At 67.1% G+C, this 16,807-nt stretch carries 15 protein-coding genes and 1 tRNA gene; 13 read left to right on the forward strand and 3 right to left on the reverse strand.

Going from position 1 to position 16,807, the window contains the following annotated elements:
* Positions 1 to 104: 104 nt before the first annotated feature.
* The 5 genes from ftsY (at position 105) to ahpF (ending at position 5,220) form a co-directional block, all read left to right on the forward strand.
* Positions 105 to 1,232 carry a signal recognition particle-docking protein FtsY gene (gene ftsY, locus CJ010_RS04770; protein ID WP_141016977.1) on the forward strand — a complete coding sequence of 376 codons (1,128 nt, stop codon included), beginning with the start codon at positions 105 to 107 and terminating at the stop codon, positions 1,230 to 1,232.
* The gene (locus CJ010_RS04775; RefSeq protein ID WP_141016978.1) at positions 1,229 to 1,888 is read left to right on the forward strand and encodes a cell division ATP-binding protein FtsE; all 660 of its coding nucleotides are present in this window, start codon (positions 1,229 to 1,231) and stop codon (positions 1,886 to 1,888) included. The genes ftsY and CJ010_RS04775 overlap by 4 nt, the downstream gene beginning before the upstream one ends.
* Positions 1,885 to 2,781, forward strand: coding sequence for a permease-like cell division protein FtsX (ftsX, locus tag CJ010_RS04780; RefSeq protein ID WP_141016979.1), 897 nt, complete (start codon positions 1,885 to 1,887; stop codon positions 2,779 to 2,781). The genes CJ010_RS04775 and ftsX overlap by 4 nt, the downstream gene beginning before the upstream one ends.
* A 188-nt stretch (positions 2,782 to 2,969) precedes the next feature.
* Positions 2,970 to 3,533, forward strand: coding sequence for an alkyl hydroperoxide reductase subunit C (ahpC, locus tag CJ010_RS04785; protein WP_141016980.1), 564 nt, complete (start codon positions 2,970 to 2,972; stop codon positions 3,531 to 3,533).
* A 133-nt stretch (positions 3,534 to 3,666) separates the two neighbouring features.
* Positions 3,667 to 5,220: an alkyl hydroperoxide reductase subunit F gene (ahpF, locus tag CJ010_RS04790; RefSeq protein WP_141016981.1), complete on the forward strand. Its 1,554-nt coding sequence runs from the start codon at positions 3,667 to 3,669 to the stop codon at positions 5,218 to 5,220.
* A 61-nt stretch (positions 5,221 to 5,281) separates the two neighbouring features.
* Here the strand turns inward: ahpF and CJ010_RS04795 are convergent, their stop codons facing one another.
* The gene (locus CJ010_RS04795; protein ID WP_240794498.1) at positions 5,282 to 6,277 is read right to left on the reverse strand and encodes a hypothetical protein; all 996 of its coding nucleotides are present in this window, start codon (positions 6,275 to 6,277) and stop codon (positions 5,282 to 5,284) included.
* A gap of 165 nt (positions 6,278 to 6,442) precedes the next feature.
* On the opposite strand from CJ010_RS04795, the gene CJ010_RS04800 reads away from it, so the two are divergent.
* Complete coding sequence (locus tag CJ010_RS04800) at positions 6,443 to 7,165, forward strand: response regulator (RefSeq protein ID WP_141016982.1); 723 nt, start codon at positions 6,443 to 6,445, stop codon at positions 7,163 to 7,165.
* Between the two features lie 125 nt (positions 7,166 to 7,290).
* The gene (locus tag CJ010_RS04805) at positions 7,291 to 10,092 is read left to right on the forward strand and encodes a PAS domain S-box protein (protein WP_141016983.1); all 2,802 of its coding nucleotides are present in this window, start codon (positions 7,291 to 7,293) and stop codon (positions 10,090 to 10,092) included.
* Here the strand turns inward: CJ010_RS04805 and CJ010_RS04810 are convergent.
* Positions 10,074 to 10,517, reverse strand: coding sequence for an MFS transporter (locus CJ010_RS04810; protein ID WP_141016984.1), 444 nt, complete (start codon positions 10,515 to 10,517; stop codon positions 10,074 to 10,076). The genes CJ010_RS04805 and CJ010_RS04810 overlap by 19 nt on opposite strands.
* Positions 10,518 to 10,607: 90 nt before the next feature.
* Positions 10,608 to 10,684: transfer RNA gene (locus CJ010_RS04815), tRNA-Met, on the reverse strand.
* 228 nt (positions 10,685 to 10,912) lie between these two features.
* Between CJ010_RS04815 and CJ010_RS04820 the strand changes: the two genes are divergently transcribed.
* The 6 genes from CJ010_RS04820 (at position 10,913) to lnt (ending at position 16,799) form a co-directional block, all read left to right on the forward strand.
* Positions 10,913 to 11,233 (forward strand): hypothetical protein, encoded by a 321-nt coding sequence (locus CJ010_RS04820; RefSeq protein WP_240794499.1) that lies wholly within the window; start codon positions 10,913 to 10,915, stop codon positions 11,231 to 11,233.
* Positions 11,234 to 11,246: 13 nt separating this feature from the next.
* Positions 11,247 to 12,596 (forward strand): tRNA (N6-isopentenyl adenosine(37)-C2)-methylthiotransferase MiaB, encoded by a 1,350-nt coding sequence (gene miaB, locus CJ010_RS04825; protein ID WP_141016986.1) that lies wholly within the window; start codon positions 11,247 to 11,249, stop codon positions 12,594 to 12,596.
* Positions 12,596 to 13,591, forward strand: a complete 996-nt coding sequence (locus CJ010_RS04830) for a PhoH family protein (RefSeq protein WP_141016987.1) — start codon at positions 12,596 to 12,598, stop codon at positions 13,589 to 13,591. Before miaB ends, CJ010_RS04830 begins: the two co-directional genes overlap by 1 nt.
* Positions 13,584 to 14,345 (forward strand): rRNA maturation RNase YbeY, encoded by a 762-nt coding sequence (ybeY, locus tag CJ010_RS04835; RefSeq protein WP_240794500.1) that lies wholly within the window; start codon positions 13,584 to 13,586, stop codon positions 14,343 to 14,345. The genes CJ010_RS04830 and ybeY overlap by 8 nt, the downstream gene beginning before the upstream one ends.
* A gap of 97 nt (positions 14,346 to 14,442) precedes the next feature.
* On the forward strand, positions 14,443 to 15,288 hold the full coding sequence (locus CJ010_RS04840) for an HlyC/CorC family transporter (RefSeq protein ID WP_168224905.1): 846 nt from the start codon (positions 14,443 to 14,445) through the stop codon (positions 15,286 to 15,288).
* Positions 15,288 to 16,799, forward strand: a complete 1,512-nt coding sequence (gene lnt / locus CJ010_RS04845; RefSeq protein WP_205754899.1) for an apolipoprotein N-acyltransferase — start codon at positions 15,288 to 15,290, stop codon at positions 16,797 to 16,799. Before CJ010_RS04840 ends, lnt begins: the two co-directional genes overlap by 1 nt.
* Positions 16,800 to 16,807 lie beyond the last annotated feature (8 nt).

The following is a 16,807-nucleotide window of genomic DNA, read 5'->3' on the forward strand; positions in this document are numbered from 1 at the left end:
CGCACGCCGCGTCCGGGAGTGGCAGCCTTGTTGCAGCCGCGTTGCAGATTTGCTGCAAGCCAGGGGCTGCCTTGTAACGAACGCCCCCTCTGACCCGAGCGCCCATGTTTGGTTTCTTCAAGAAGTCCGGCAAGTCCGAATCCGCCGATCGCGCCGGACAGCCTCCTGCCGACGAATCGCCGGCGACGCTGCCCGCGCCGGTAGCCGAGCCGGCGCCCGTCGCGGCCGACCTTCCCGTTCCCGCCGCAGTGCCCGCGGCCCCTGCAGCCGAGGCGGTGCCCAAGCGCTCCTGGGCCGATCGCCTCAAGGCCGGCCTGGCACGCACCCGCCAGCAGTTGGGCGGCGGGCTGGCCAGCCTGTTCGGCCGGCGCAAGATCGACGAAGACCTGCTCGAGGAGCTGGAAACCACGCTGCTGATGGCCGACTGCGGCGTCGATGCCACCCAGCACCTGCTCGACGAACTGCGCCTGCGCTGGAAGCGCGACCGGCTGGAGACTGCCGACCAGCTGCAGGAAGCGCTGGCCGAGGCGCTGCACGGCATCATCGCACCGCTGGAGCAGCCGCTCGAGGTCGCCGGCCACAAGCCCTACATCATCATGATCGCGGGGGTGAACGGCTCGGGCAAGACGACCTCCATCGGCAAGCTCGCCAAGTATTTCCAGTCGCAGGGCAAGAGCGTGCTGCTGGCTGCCGGCGACACCTTCCGTGCGGCGGCGCGCGAGCAGCTGATGACCTGGGGCGAGCGCAACAACGTCACCGTGATCGCCCAGGACGGCGGCGATGCTGCGGCGGTGATCTTCGACGCGATCAACGCCGCGCGGGCGCGCGGCATCGATATCGTACTGGCCGACACCGCCGGCCGCCTGCCGACCCAGCTGCACCTGATGGAAGAAATTGCCAAGGTCCGCCGCGTGATCGCCAAGGCCGACCCCACCGGTCCGCATGAAGTGGTGCTGGTGCTCGACGCCAACATCGGCCAGAACGCGCTCGCCCAGGTGAAGGCCTTCGATGCCGCGATCGGCGTCACCGGCCTGGTCGTGACCAAGCTCGACGGCACTGCCAAGGGCGGCGTGCTGGCGGCGATAGCCCGCCAGTGCCCGAAGCCGCTGCGCTTCATCGGCGTCGGCGAGGGCATCGACGACCTGCAGCCCTTCAAGGCGCGCGAGTTCGTCGACGCGCTGTTCGAGCCGGTGCCGGGGGCGCCGGGCAAGCGGACCGACGCCGACGCATGATCGCCTTCGAACAGGTAGCCAAGCGCTACGCCGGCGGCTACACGGCGCTCGCCGGCGTCAGCTTCGAGATCGGCCACGGCGAACTGGTGGTGCTGTCCGGGCATTCCGGCGCCGGCAAGAGCACGCTGCTCAAGCTCATCCCGGTGATAGAGCGGCCGACCAGCGGTACCGTGCGCATCAACGGCGAAGACGTCTCGCGCCTGCCGCGCCGGGCGATTCCCTACCTGCGCCGCAACCTCGGTCTGGTGCTGCAGGAAAGCCGGCTGCTGTTCGATCGCAGCGTATTCGACAACGTCATGCTGCCGCTGGTCATCACCGGCCATCCGCCGCGCGACGCGGCCAAGCGGGTGGCGGCCGCGCTGGAGCGCGTCGGTCTCGGCGGGCGCGACAAGGAAATGCCTGCCGGCCTGTCGGGCGGCGAGCAGCAACGGGTGGCGATCGCGCGCGCCATCGTCAATCGCCCCACCATCCTGCTGGCCGACGAGCCGACGGCCCACCTCGATCCGGCCTCGGCACGCGACATCGCTGCGCTGTTCAAGTCCTTCAACGGCGCCGGCGTTACCGTGCTGGTATCTACCCATGATGCGGGGCTGTTTGCCGAGAACGCGCCGCGGCGCCTGGTACTGAGCCACGGTGTGCTGGCGGAGGGTGCATGATCCACTGGTTCTACCTGCATATCCGCGCGATCGCGCATGCGCTGCGCCGCCTCGGCGGGCAGCCGCTGGGGACGCTGCTGTCGGCGCTCGTCGTCGGGATCGCGCTGTCCTTGCCGGCGGGCGGCTACCTGCTGCTCGACAATGTCGCATCCCTGGTGCGGGGGGTGTCCGGCACGCCGGAGATCAGCATCTTCCTCGACCCCAAGGCTGGCGCCGGCGAGGTCGCCGCGATCGACAAGAAGCTGCGGGCGGAGCCCATGCTGGCGAGCTACCGCTACGTGCCGCGCGACGAGGCACTCAAGCAGCTCGAACGCAGCGGGCTGGGCGACGTGCTTGGCGGGCTGACCGCCAATCCGCTGCCGGATGCCTTCATCGTCAGCCCGCGCGGCGAGGATCCGGCCCTGTTCGAACAGCTGTCGACCCGCATGAAGGCCTGGCCGGCGGTGACGCACGTGCAGCTCGATTCGGCCTGGGTCAAGCGTCTGCACGCACTGCTTGGTCTCGGGCGCTCGGCGGTGATGATGCTGGCGGCGCTGCTCGGCTTCGCGCTGGTGATCGTTACCTTCAACACCATCCGGCTGCAGATCATGACGCAGCGCCAGGAGATCGAGGTGAGCCGCCTGCTGGGTGCGACCGACCCTTTCATCCGCCGCCCTTTCTACTGGTTCGGCGGGCTGCAGGGGGCGCTTGGCGGGCTGGTGGCGCTCGGTACGGTGTGGCTGGGCGTGCGTGCGTTGTCAGGGCCGGTGTCGGCGCTGGCGGAAACCTACGGCGCGGTGTTCGTGCTCGCCGGGCCGGACGGGCTCGAGTCGGGCGTCATCGTCGCCTTCGCCGCCTTCCTCGGCTGGCTGGGGGCTGCGATCTCGGTGCGGCGCCACCTCGCTGGGGATTGAAAGTCCGCAGGTCGTCCCCAGATGCATAAGCTCATGCACAACGGCATACAATCCGGCTTTCGTGCTTCATAGCTCTTTGCAATGACGGGTATCTTGATAATTAATTAGATCAATTTTCTGCCCGACCTTACACTTCATTCCATCGAGTTTTCACCACGACGTTCCATCAACTTCTCGGAGAGTCTGCAATGTCCCTGATCAACACCAAAGTCCAGCCGTTCAAGACCACCGCGTTTCACAACGGCAAGTTCGTGCCGGTTACCGACGAAAACTTCATCGGCAAGTGGTCCGTGGTGATCTTCATGCCGGCCGCCTTCACCTTCAACTGCCCGACCGAAATCGAAAACGCCGCCGAGCACTACGAAGAGTTCCAGAAGGCCGGCGCCGAGGTCTACATTGTCACCACCGACACCCACTTCTCGCACAAGGTGTGGCACGAGACCTCGCCGGCGGTCGGCAAGGCCAAGTTCCCGCTCGTCGGCGACCCGACCCACCAGCTGACCAAGGCCTTCGACGTGCATATCGAGGAAGAGGGTCTGGCGCTGCGCGGCACCTTCGTGATCAACCCGGAAGGCATCATCAAGACCGTCGAAGTGCACTCCAACGAGATCGCCCGCGACGTCTCGGAAACCCTGCGCAAGCTGAAGGCCGCCCAATACACCGCCGCCCACCCGAACGAAGTGTGCCCGGCCAAGTGGAAGGAAGGCGAGAAGACGCTGGCCCCGTCCATCGACCTCGTCGGCAAGATCTAAAAGCATCCGCTGCATCGCCCGGGCCTATCCGGCCCTGGGCAAAGTGCTCTGCAGCCGGCCACGCGCCGGCTGTGTCGTATCTGGGCTCGCCGAAAACAGCGGCAGCCCGAAAAAATCCGAGGGAGAAGTCATCATGCTGGACGCCAATATCAAGACTCAACTGAAAGCCTATCTGGAACGGGTGACGCAGCCGATCGAGATCGTGGCGTCGCTGGACGATGGCGAAAAATCGCGTGAAATGCGCGAACTGCTCAGCGATGTCGCCGAGCAGTCCAACCTCATCACCGTGATCGAGCGCCGCGACGACAATGAGCGCAAGCCCTCGTTCTCGGTCGGCCCCAAGGGCGGAGAGGCGCGCGTGCGTTTCGCCGGCCTGCCGATGGGCCATGAATTCACCTCGCTCATCCTCGCGCTGCTGCAGACCGCCGGCTATCCGCCCAAGGTCGAAGCCGACGTGATCGAGCAGATCAAGGCGCTCGAAGGCGAGTTCAACTTCGAGACCTACATTTCGCTGTCCTGCCATAACTGCCCCGACGTGGTGCAGGCGCTCAACCTGCTGTCCATCCTCAATCCCAACATCCGCCACACCATGATCGACGGCGCGCTGTTCCAGGACGAGGTCGAGGCGCGCAAGATCATGGCAGTGCCCACGGTCTATCTGAACGGTCAGGAGTTCGGCGCCGGCCGCATGGAGCTGGGCGAGATCCTCGGCAGGATCGACACTGGCGCGGCCAAGCGCGACGCCGCCAAGCTGTCGGCCAAGGACGTGTTCGACGTGCTCGTCGTCGGCGGCGGCCCGGCCGGCGCGGCGGCGGCGATCTATGCGGCGCGCAAGGGCATCCGCACCGGCGTGCTGGCCGAGCGTTTCGGCGGCCAGGTGATGGACACGCTGGCGATCGAGAACTTCATCTCGGTCAAGGAGACCGAAGGGCCCAAGCTGGCGATGGCGTTGGAAGAGCACGTCAAGCAGTACGAAGTCGACGTGATGAATCTGCAGCGAGCGAGCGCACTGGTGCCGGGCGAGCTGCACGAGGTGAAGCTGGAAAACGGCGCCTCGCTGAAGGCCAAGACGGTGATCCTCGCCACCGGTGCACGCTGGCGCGAGATGAACGTGCCGGGCGAGAAGGAGTACCGCGGCAAGGGTGTGGCCTACTGCCCGCACTGCGACGGTCCGCTGTTCAAGGGCAAGCGCGTGGCGGTGATCGGCGGCGGCAACTCCGGCGTCGAGGCCGCGATCGACCTCGCCGGCATCGTCGCCCATGTGACGCTGCTGGAGTTCGCCGATACCTTGCGTGCGGACGCAGTGCTGCAGAAGAAGCTCGCCAGCCTGCCCAACGTCACGGTGATCAAGAGCGCGCAGACCACGGAAGTGACAGGTGCCGATAAGGTGAACGGCCTGGTCTACAAGGATCGCGTGAGCGGCGAGGAAAAGCGCATCGAGCTCGAAGGCATCTTCGTGCAGATCGGCCTGCTGCCCAACACCGACTTTCTCAAGGGCACGGTCGAGCTCAGCAAGTTCGGTGAAATCATCGTCGATGCCAAGGGCCAGACCTCGGTGCCGGGTGTGTTCGCTGCCGGTGACTGCACCACGGTGCCGTACAAGCAGATCATCATCGCCATGGGCGAGGGTTCCAAGGCTTCGCTGGCGGCCTTCGATCACCTGATCCGCACCTCGGTCCCGGCCTGATCCGGCGCGACACGATGATGTCCGGCCCCGCCATGTGGCGGGGCTTTTTTTTCGCCCGCGTTCAGGCCGCGTAGCGCGCCTCCTCCGGCGTCGCGTACATCAACGGGGCAAGCGCCGCGCCGATGCGGGCCTGCTGCGCCGGAGTCGTCATGCGCGCCAGTACCGCCTGGAAGTGCGGTACCTGCACACCGGACACGATGTACTGCCAGCGGTAGGCCTTGAGCATGGTCGTGTAGATGCGCTCCATCTCGTCCTCGTCGAAGTCCTGCGGCGCGACCGCGATGAAATATTCGGCGTCGGCGGTGGCCTGCATCTGCAGGATGCCGTCGACCGCGGCGACCAGGGCGATGAGGTCGTCCACTGCGCGGTCGCGCGCGTCATCGTCCAGTTTCTCGTCCTCGCGCATCCACTCCAGCTCGTCGAGGATGGCGTGTTGCGATTCCTCCTTCCAGTGGTAGAGGAAGACGTCCTTGAACAGTGGCGACAGTGTCGGATCGGCGGCGATGCTCTCGCGGTAGTGCATCTGGGTGAAAAGTTCTATGTGGCAGGTCAGTCCGAGCACCGCCCAAGTCGAGGCGGCCAGCACCGCGCGGGCGACCTCGTCGGATTGCGGCAGGAAGCGGTAACCCGGTGGCAGGCCGGCCGCGATCATCGATTCGATCCGGCGGAACATCGCCTGGTGCTTGAGCTCCTCGTCGGTGAAGCGCACCAGCGCTTCGAGTGCGGTCTGGTCGCCCAGCCAGTGCTCACGGCTGACCTCGAGGATCTTCGCGCCGATGAAGCGTTCGACCAGGCCGAAGATGTTGGCGTAGCTGCGGCCCTGCACCTGGCTGAAGAGGCGGCGCGCGGCGGGCATGAGAAAGTCGAGCTCGTCGGCCATGGACAGCCCGTCGGGCAGGAATTTGTGGCCGAAGTCGAAGTCACGGCTGCGGATCACGTCGCGATCGATATCCCAGCGCACACGGCGCGAGGTATCCACGCAGCGGGCGTAGCGGCCGGGGTCGACCGCGGTGGGCCTGGCGGTGACGTGGTCGGTGGTGGCGATGGTGGTTTGCATGTTGGTCTCCTGTGGTTCACATTGAAAGCGGGCTGCTTGCGGCGTCGCCTGCTCGGGTCTGCACCGGGGCGCGGTACGGTTCGTACTCTGGGCGCCGCGGGTAATCCGCCGATTTCTGCGGTGAAACACTGTGTTGTCGCTTTGTATCGGTGGCGGGAGGCGTGCATGACGTGCAGCGGGCACATCCTGGTGGTCGACGACGATCCGAGCGTGCGGGCAATGCTGAATGACTACCTTGTCACCCACGGCTACACCGTGCGCTGCGCCGACAGTGGCGCGGCGATGCGCGGCGCGCTGGAAGAGGCGCTGCCGGACGTCGTCCTGCTCGACGTGCGCCTGCCTGGCGAGGACGGCCTGACGCTGGCGCGTTTCCTGCGCGAGCGCTACGACGTAGGCATCATCATGGTGACCGCCTCGGGCGACGTGATCGACCGTGTGGTGGGGCTGGAGGTGGGGGCCGACGATTACATCGCCAAGCCCTTCGACCCGCGCGAACTGCTTGCCCGGGTAAAGAGCGTGCTGCGCCGTATGCAGTCCCGCCCGCCGGCGGAGCCGGCCGCGGCCCCGGCGGTGGGGTTGCTGGAGGCGGTGGGCTGCTGCCGTCTCGACCGCAGCGCCCACCGCCTGCTCGACGCGCGCGGCGAGGATGTGCCGATGACCGCGATGGAGTTCGACCTGCTCGCCGTCTTCCTCGACCACCCCAACCGGGTGCTCAGCCGCGACCAACTGCTGACGCTGACCCGCAATCGCGAGTGGGAGCCTTTCGACCGCTCGATCGACATCCGCATCGCCCGGCTGCGGCGCAAGATCGAGGCCGATCCGGCGCATCCGCGCAGCATCCGCACCGTGCGCGGCAGCGGCTACATGTTCGTGCCCGGCGCGCCCTGAGAAAGCCGGCGTCGGGCAATGTAACCGGCGCGTTTCAATGGTTTCGGTCCGGTTGCCACGGTGTCCGCCCGGTGATCGCCCGGCTACACTCGAAACGCACCTTCCGCAGCCGCAGGGGAGACGCCATGAACGATCGTCCGTTGCCGGTGGTGGCCGCCATGGCCGAGGCCTACCGCGAGGTTGCCGCCATCGTCTTCGCCAAGGATTGCTCCGGCCGCTACCTGTTCGTGAATCGCAGTTTCGAGCGCCTCGCCGGCCGCCCGGCGTCGGAGATCGTCGGTGCGGGTGACATCGACCTCTTCCCGCCGGACATCGCCACCGCCTTCAGTCGCAACGACGCCCAGGTGCTCGGCGAACGGCGTGCGCTGGAATTCGAGGAGACAGCGCTGTTCCAGGGTGAGCGCCGACTGTACGCGACGATGAAGTCGCCGCTGTTCGATGGCGATGGCGCGCTCGTCGGGCTGATCGGCGTGGCCAAGGACGTCACCGCAAGGCAGCGCACCAGCCTTGCGCTGCAGGAGGCTGCACTGGCGGTGTCCAGCGCCGGTTCGGACCGTATCTTCCAGGAGCTCACGCGCTACCTGTCGACCATCCTCGACGCCGATTACGCCTTCATCGGCGAACTGATGGCGGGCGAGCCGCAACGGGTTAGCACGCGCGGCATCTACGGCGACGGCGCCTACCAGGAAAACATGTCCTACGTGCTCGCCACCACGCCGTGCCGGACGGTGGTGGGGCATGGATTCCGGCTGTTCGCCGCCGATGTCGGCGCGCAGTTCCCGGCGGATGGCCAGCTCTCCGCGCTGGGGCTCAAGTCGTACGCCGGCTATCCGCTGTGCGATCCGGCCGGGCGGCCGATAGGCGTGATCGCGGTGTTGTCGCGGCGCCCCATGCAGGACGAGGAGTTGGTGGCGTCGGTACTCAAGATCTTCTCGGTGCGGGCGGCGGCCGAGATCGAGCGCCAGCGCGCCGAGGCCGCGTTGCGGGCGTCGGAGGCGAGCTACCGTGCCATCTTCGACGCCGCGGAGGATGCGATCTTCGTCCACGACGCCGACACCGGCGAGATCGTCGACGCCAACCCCAAGGCCTGCCGCGCCTACGGTTACAGCTACGACGAACTCTGTGCGATGCCGGTCGATGCCCTGTGTTCGGGCGAACCACCCTACACCGGCGAAGAGGCGGCGCGCCTGATCGCCGAGGCGCGGCGCAGCGGCCGGCCGTTGCAGCTGGAATGGCACCGGCGCAACAAAGACGGCAGCCTGCACTGGGACGAACTGGTACTGAAGATGGCTGAGATCGCCGGCACCCCGCGCCTGCTTGCCTTCACCCGGGAGATCACCGCGCGCAAGCTCGCCGAGGATGCCCTGCGCCGCAGCGAGGCACGTTTGCGCGCCACGGTGGAGGCGGCGTTCGACTGCGTGATCGGCATGGACGCCGAAGGGCGGGTGATCGAATTCAATCCGGCGGCCGAGCGCGTCTTCGGCCATGCGCGCGGCGCGGCGATGGGCCGCCAGCTTGCGGAACTTATCGTGCCGGCGCGCCATCGGGAGGCTCACTCCCGCGGGTTGGCACGCTACCTTGCCACCGGACACGGCCCATTTCTCGGTCGTAGCGTGGAGCTCACCGCGCTGCACGCCGACGGTCGCGAATTTCCGGTGGAGCTGGCCATAGGCACGGCGCGCGCTGCGGAAGGCGATATCTTCATCGGCTACCTGCGCGACATCACCGCACGCAAGCGCGCCGAGGCCGAGCGCAACGCGCTCGAGGCGCAGCTGCGTCAGGCACAGAAGATGGAAGCGATCGGTCATCTGGCGGGAGGCATCGCCCACGACTTCAACAATCTGCTCGCCGGCATCCTCGGTTACGTGGTGCTCGGCATCGAGCGCGCGGAGGACGACGGCGATGCGGTGCAGGCGCGCTACCTGGAGCAGGCGCGGCTGTCTTGCGAACGCGCACGCGATCTCATCGGCCAGATGCTCACCTTCAGCCGCGGCCAGCGCGGCGCGCCGCGTCTGCTCGAACTCGGCCCGCTGGTGGTCGAATCGCTCGGCCTCGCACGGCCATCCTTCCCGGCTGCGGTGGCAATACACAGCGACTTCGCCGACGACGTGCCTCTGGTGTTCGCCGATCCGGTGCATATCGAGCAGGTGCTGCTCAACCTGTGCCTCAATGCCCGCGACGCGATGGGCGGGGGTGGCACGCTGGTGGTGGGCGTGCGCCATCAGCCACGGGTAAAGGGCGTGTGCTGCAGCTGCCGCCAGCCGGTGGAGGGCGACTACGTCGAATTGTCGGTGACCGACTCCGGGCCCGGTATCGCACCTGCGGTGATGGACCGGATGTTCGAGCCCTTCTTCAGCACCAAGGGGGGCGGCAAGGGCGGCGGCCACGGTTCCGGCATGGGGCTGGCGATGGTGCATGGCATCGTCCATGAGCAGGATGGCCATGTGCTGGTCGATACCGGCAGCGACGGCACCCGGTTCCGCGTGTTGCTCCGGCCGCAGGCCGCTGTCGGCATGGCGTCCGACGACCGCGGGCATGGGCGCAGGGCGCTACCCGCCGGCCGTCTGGCCGGGCGGGTGCTGCTGGTCGACGACGAGCCGACGGTGCTTGGCTGCATGGGAGAGCTGCTGCAGCGCTGGGGCGTCGAGGTGTGCGCGTTCAGCGATCCGCTGGCTGCGCGCGCTCGCCTGGTCGCCGGCGAGCACATCGACCTGCTGCTGACCGATCAGGCGATGCCGGGCTTGTCCGGGGTGGAACTCGCGCGCGATGCGCGCGCCGTGCGCCCGGCGCTGCCTGTGGTGCTCTACAGCGGCAACGCGCACGCGCTGCCGGCCAATGGTGCCGACGGACTGGCGGCGGTGCTGGACAAGCCGGTCGATCCGCAGCGCCTGTTCGCGCTGCTGGCGCGCTATCTCCCGGTTGCCTGAGCCGGGCATCGCTTCAGGTCCTCACGGGCGTGCTTGCCGGCATGGCGGAGGTGGGCCGGTGCGACGCGCCGTATCAGTCCGCCGGCGAGCAGGCTGCCGACGATGTTGGCCCCGCCTGCGACTGCCAGCCAGGCGCCGGCAAGTCCGGACGGCAAACCGCAGGCGGTGATGACGCCGGGCACGTGGGTGACGAGGAAGGTGACGTGGAAGCCGCATACGAAGAGGCCGCCGGTGACCAGCCAGAAGCGGTGGTCGCGCACAGGCGTGCCCGCCGCGGTGGCGTCCGCTTGTCGAGCCGTGGCGGACGCCGCGCGGCCGGAGAAGCAGCAGGCGAGCGGCAGAAGCGCAGTGAAGAGGGCGAGCAACAGGCTGCCGAAGGCGGCGCGTCCCCCCATGGTGCTGGCGAGGTGTGGTATCCGACCCATGTCCGGCGCCGCACCGAGTGTTGCCGTTTTGTTTCGGCCGGGAACGTGAAAAAGCCGCTGACCCTTGCGGAATCAGCGGCTTCTGTCGGGTGGTGGTGATGGGCGGAATCGAACCGCCGACCTATGGGTTATGAATCCATCGCTCTAACCGTCTGAGCTACATCACCAACCGAGCGCGCGACTATAGCGGGCTGCCGTGGGGTGCGTCAATATCCTTTTCGTTCGCGGGCTGGCCGATGCGGGCGTTTCCGCTGTTCGGGCCTGCGGTGGAAGGCTTGATTTATAAGGGGTTTGCATTGACAGCGGAGGGTTGATCGGGGATGATCGCAGCTCTCCTCACAGTGTTACGACGGGTCGTCCGGATTCCCTTGCGCGCGCTTCGCTTGCTTCTACTCATGATGTTCATCGCTCCGCTCGCAGGCGGGAGTGCGTTTGCCTCGGTGCTGCGGGAAATCCCCGCCAACGCGGCAAGGATGGTGATGATCTTTGCCGGCTCCAATGCAGTGACGATCAAGGCGGACAGCTTCTTCAAGAGCAATACCGTCCTCAAGCTCAGCGCCGGCTCGCAGATCCGCGACACCGACAACCGTATCGTGCTCCCCTCCTACGTGGCGGGCGAGTTCAAGGTGCGTGCCCAGCTCGACAACAATGGCCAGATCCACCGGGTGTGGATCCTCACCCCGGCCGAGATCGCGGCGCCCGACCCCAAGCAGTGACCGGATTTACCCGATGAAGAAGCTCTACATCCGCACCTTCGGGTGCCAGATGAACGAGTACGACTCCGACAAGATGGCGGACGTGCTCGGTGCCGATGAAGGCATCATCAAGACCGACAATCCGGAAGAGGCCGACGTGATCCTCTTCAACACCTGTTCGGTGCGCGAGAAGGCGCAGGAAAAGGTGTTTCACGATCTCGGCCGGGTCAAGCACCTGAAACAGCTCAACCCCAACCTCATCATCGGCGTGGGGGGCTGCGTCGCCAGCCAGGAAGGCGAGGCCATCGTCGCGCGCGCGCCTTATGTAGACCTGGTGTTCGGGCCGCAGACGCTGCACCGCTTGCCGGCGCTGATCGAGGCGCGCAAGCAGAGCGGCCGTTCGCAGGTGGACATCTCCTTCCCGGAAATCGAAAAGTTCGACGCGATGCCGCCGGCGCGCGTCGAAGGCGCCAGCGCTTTCGTTTCCATCATGGAAGGCTGCTCCAAGTACTGCACCTTCTGCGTGGTGCCCTATACCCGCGGCGAGGAAATCTCGCGCCCGCTCGAGGACGTGCTGGCCGAGATCGCCGGGCTGGCGGCGCAGGGCGTGAAGGAAGTGACCCTGCTCGGCCAGAACGTCAATGCCTGGCGCGGCGAGATCGTGCGCGACGCGGGCGAGGAAGGCGACTTCGCCTTCCTGCTCGAATGCGTGGCCGAGATTCCGGGCATCGAGCGCATCCGCTACACCACCTCGCATCCGCGCGAGATGACGCAGCGCCTGTTCGATGCCTACGTCAAGCTCCCCAAGCTGGTGTCGCAGCTCCACCTGCCGGTGCAGTCGGGTTCCGACCGCGTGCTGGCGGCGATGAAGCGCGGCTATTCGGTGCTGGAGTTCAAGTCCATCGTGCGCAAGCTGCGCGCGGCGCGACCGGATCTGTCGCTGTCGTCCGATTTCATCATCGGCTTCCCGGGAGAGACCGAGGAAGACTTCGAGAAGACCATGAAGCTGATCGACGAGGTCGGCTTCGACGGCTCCTTCAGCTTTGTCTACAGCGCACGCCCGGGCACGCCGGCGGCCGATCTCGAAGATCCGGTGCCGCAGGAAACCAAGCTGCGCTGGCTGGCGCGGCTGCAGAAGCGCATCGACGAACAGGCGCAGGCGGTGAGTGCGTCCATGGTCGGCTCGGTGCAGCGCATCCTGGTCGAGGGCAGCTCGCGCAAGAACGACGAAGAGCTGATGGGGCGTACCGACAACAATCGCGTGGTGAATTTCCCGGCGCCGTCGCCCAATCGCGACCGCCTGGTCGGCCAGTTCATCGAGGTGCGCATCACCTCGGCGCTGCCGCACAGCCTGCGTGGCGAGATCCTCACCCGGGAGTCCTGATGGCTAAGACCCTGGAAGTCTTCTTCGAGCCGGTCGATAACGCCCGTCTCGCCCGACTGTGCGGCGCGCTGGAAGAAAACCTGCGCCAGATCGAGAACGCCTTCGACATTACCGTCAGCCGGCGCGGCGAGCAGTTCACCCTGCACGGTCATCCGGCCCAGGTGCTGCGCGGGGAGATGGCGCTCAAGCACTTCTACGAGCGCGCCGAGAACGAGCTGACGGTCGACGACGTGCAGCTCGGCCTGATCGAGATCGCCAACCGCGGCAGCGGCAACGACGCGCTCACCGCGCCCGCCCTGCTGACGCGCCGGACCGAGCTGCACGGCCGCACGCCGCGCCAGGTCGAGTACCTGCGCCACATCCAGGATCACGACATCACCTTCGGCATCGGTCCGGCCGGTACCGGCAAGACCTACCTCGCGGTGGCAAGCGCCGTCGATGCCTTCGAACGCGACCTGGTCGAACGCATCATCCTCACCCGTCCGGCGGTCGAGGCGGGCGAGCGGCTCGGCTTCCTGCCCGGTGACCTGGCGCAGAAGGTCGACCCCTATCTGCGCCCGCTGTATGACGCGCTCTACGACCTGATGGGCTTCGACCGCGTCGCCAAGCTTTTCGAGCGCGGCAGCATCGAGATCGCGCCGCTGGCCTTCATGCGCGGCCGTACGCTTAACAACGCCTTCATCATTCTCGACGAGGCGCAGAACACCACGCCCGAGCAGATGAAGATGTTCCTCACCCGCATCGGCTTCGGCGCCAAGGCAGTGGTGACGGGCGATCTCACCCAGGTCGACCTGCCGCGCGGCAACCGCAGCGGCCTGCGCGAGGCGCGCGACATCCTCGCCAAGGTGCGCGGCATCGCCTTCACCGAATTCAAGAAGGAAGACGTGGTGCGCCATCCGCTGGTGGCGCGCATCGTCGAGGCCTACGACAACCAGGAGGCGGCGCGGGATGCCCGGGCCGCGGCCGCGAAGAACACCGGAGAGGGTGATGCCTAAGCAGTTGCAGGGACCGAAGATCCTGGCCATCGACGCGGCCGGCAAGAGCTCCCGCATCAAGGCCGAACGGCTGGAGATCGAACTTGCCGACGGACGCAAGCTCACCCTGAGCTTTCCCGAGGGCGACTGGGGCGATCTCGAGATCGAAGCCGACATCGGCGGCGACGACGATAGCGACGTGCCTGTCATCACCCTGCAACCCGGTGCCTGCAATGTCGTCACCCTGCGGGTGGACGTGCATCATCACATGCAGGCGGTGGAGTCCATCGACCTGCCGGAAGCCGCCAAGCCGCCGCTGCTCACCCTCGAGGTGCAGAAGGTGCTCGACGGCGACACCAAGGGCCTGGCGCCGAAGAAGCACCAGATCCGCCGCTGGGCCCAGGCTGCCCTGCGCACCGACGCCGAAGTGACGGTGCGCCTGGTGGGCGAGGCCGAAGGCCGCGAGCTCAACCGCGGCTATCGCGGCAAGGACTACGCGACCAATGTGCTGACCTTCGTCTATGGTGAGGAAGACGGGGCGCCGACCATAGAAGGTGCGCCGCTGACGGGCGACCTTGTGCTTTGTGTCCCGGTGGTGGTGCGCGAGGCGGGGGAGCAGAACAAGCCGCTCGACGCCCATTTTGCCCATCTGGTGGTGCACGGCATGCTGCATCTGCAGGGCTACGACCACGAGGCGGAAGACGAGGCCGACGCAATGGAAGCCCTGGAGACGGACATCCTGCGCGGGCTGGGCTACGCCGATCCCTATGCCTGACGAGGCCAAACCGGGAGGATCCAGGCATTGGGAGCGAGGCCGGCGCGCATGAAACTTGCTCGGTCCCAAACCCTGGCTCTTCGTTTGCGTACCCTTTATGGATAGTGCTCCTGGTAAACCGTCGTTGCTGGAAAGACTTTCGGCCATGCTCTCGCGCGAGCCGGAAGACCGCGACGAACTGCTCGTACTGCTGCACGCCGCGCTGGAGCGCGGCCTGCTCGACGCCGATGCCTTCTCCATCATCGAAGGCGCGTTGCAGGTGTCGGAACTGCAGGTGCGTGACGTGATGGTGCCGCGTTCGCGCATGGACGTGATCCGGCTCGCCGACCCGATGGAGCGCATCGCCGACTTCGTCATCGATACCGCGCACTCGCGCTTCCCGGCGGTGGGCGAGAGCAAGGACGACGTCGTCGGCATCCTGCTGGCGAAGGATCTGCTGCGCTATTTCGCCGGCCGCGAGTTCAATCTGCGCGACATGCTGCGTCCGGCCGTGTTCGTGCCGGAATCCAAGCGCCTCAACGTGCTGCTGCGCGAGTTCCGCGTCAGCCACAACCACATGGCCATCGTCGTGGACGAATACGGCGGCGTGTCCGGCCTGATCACCATCGAGGACGTGCTCGAACAAATCGTCGGCGACATCGAGGACGAATACGACTTCGACGAGGTCGGCGCGCGCATCCGGCTGGATCACAAGGGGCGCTACCGCGTTCAGGCCACGACCGAGATCGAGGATTTCAACGCGGCCTTCGGCACCCATCTGCGCGACGCCGATGTCGACACCATAGGCGGGCTGATCATGCACCGCCTCGGCCGCCTGCCTGAGCGCGGCGAAACCATGGAGCTCGACGGCTTGCGCATCCAGGTGCTGCGCGCCGACAGCCGGCGCGTCCATACCCTGCTGGTCGAGAGCCTGCCGCAGGCGAGCGGCGTGGCGGCGGGTTGATGCTGCGGTTGTTGCTGGCCGCGGTGGCGGGTGGCGGCGTCACGCTGGCGCTCGCTCCCTTCGAATTTTTTCCGCTCGCTTTCCTCAGCCTTGCGACGCTGGCCTTCCTGCTGGGGGGCGCCGAGCGCACCCGCAGCGGATTCGGCCTCGGCCTGGCGTGGGGGCTGGGCGTGTTCGGCAGCGGAGTGTCCTGGCTCTACATCGCCCTGGCCCGCTACGGCGGCGTGCCGCCACCGCTGGCCGCGCTGGCGATCGGGCTGTGCTGCGCCTTCCTTGCCCTCTACCCCGCACTGCTCGGCGCCGCTTTCGTGCGGCTGTGCCGCGGCCCGGTGCGAGCGCGGCTGCTGCCGCAGTCGCTGTGCTTCGCCGCCTTGTGGCTGTTGTCGGAATGGTTGCGGGGCGTGCTCTTCACCGGTTTCCCCTGGCTGGCGATCGGTTATTCGCAGACGCCGCCCAGTCCGCTGGCCGGCTTTCTGCCGCTGCTCGGCGTTTATGGCGTGGGCGGGGTCGTCGCCTGGCTGGCGGCGCTGCTCGGCCTGGCCTGGCGGCAAGCTGGCTGGCGTGGCCTGCGCCTGCCGCTGGCCGCTGTTGCCGTCGCGTTGCTGGCCGGTGGCGGCTTCGCCCGTGTGGCCTGGACCACGCCGGTGGGCGAGCCGTTGTCGGTGGCGCTGGTGCAGACTAACGTCGAGCAGAGCCTGAAGTGGAGTCCTGAGCATTTTGCCCAGGTGCTGCAGACTAATGCCCGTCTGGTGCGCGATACCGCCGCCAGCCTGGTGGTGTTGCCGGAAACAACGCTGCCGGCGCTGGCCGACCAACTGCCTGCCGGCTACCTCGAACTGCTCGGCGACTATGCCCGCGGCAATGGCGGCGATCTGGTGCTGGGAGTGTTCACCCGCGACACGGAGCAGCGCATCTACAACGCGGCGATCAGCCTGGGCGCCAGCGCCGGCCAGTCCTATGCAAAACAGCACCTGGTGCCCTTCGGCGAGTATTCGCCACCGCTGTTCGGCTGGTTCTACCGGCTGGTGCAGATCCCGATGTCGGACCAGACCCGCGGCGCGGCCGACCAGGCGCCCATGGTTTTCGGGCAGCAGCGGATCGCGCTCAACATCTGCTATGAAGACCTCTTCGGCGCCGAGATCATCCGCAGCCTGCCCGAGGCCACGCTGCTGCTGAACCTGTCCAACCTCGCCTGGTATGGCGACTCGCTGGCCCAGCCGCAGCATTTGCAGATTGCGCGCGCGCGTGCGCTGGAGACCGGGCGGCCGATGCTGCGTTCGACCAATACCGGCATGACGGCGGTCGTGCAGCCCGACGGCAGCGTCGCCGCGGTGTTGCCGGCCTTCGAGCAGGGCGTGCTGCATGCCGCGGTGCGTGGTTACCAGGGCCTCACGCCCTACGCGCGCTGGGGCGACCGCGCGGCCCTGCTGCTGGCGGTACTGGCGCTTGCGCTGGCCTGCCTGCCGCTGCGCCGGCGCGCGGGGCGCGAAGCCGGCGTCAGTCACTCCTGAGGCATTCC

Origin of the sequence: Azoarcus sp. DD4, assembly GCF_006496635.1 — a bacterium.
Taxonomy (GTDB): Bacteria; Pseudomonadota; Gammaproteobacteria; order Burkholderiales; family Rhodocyclaceae; genus Azoarcus.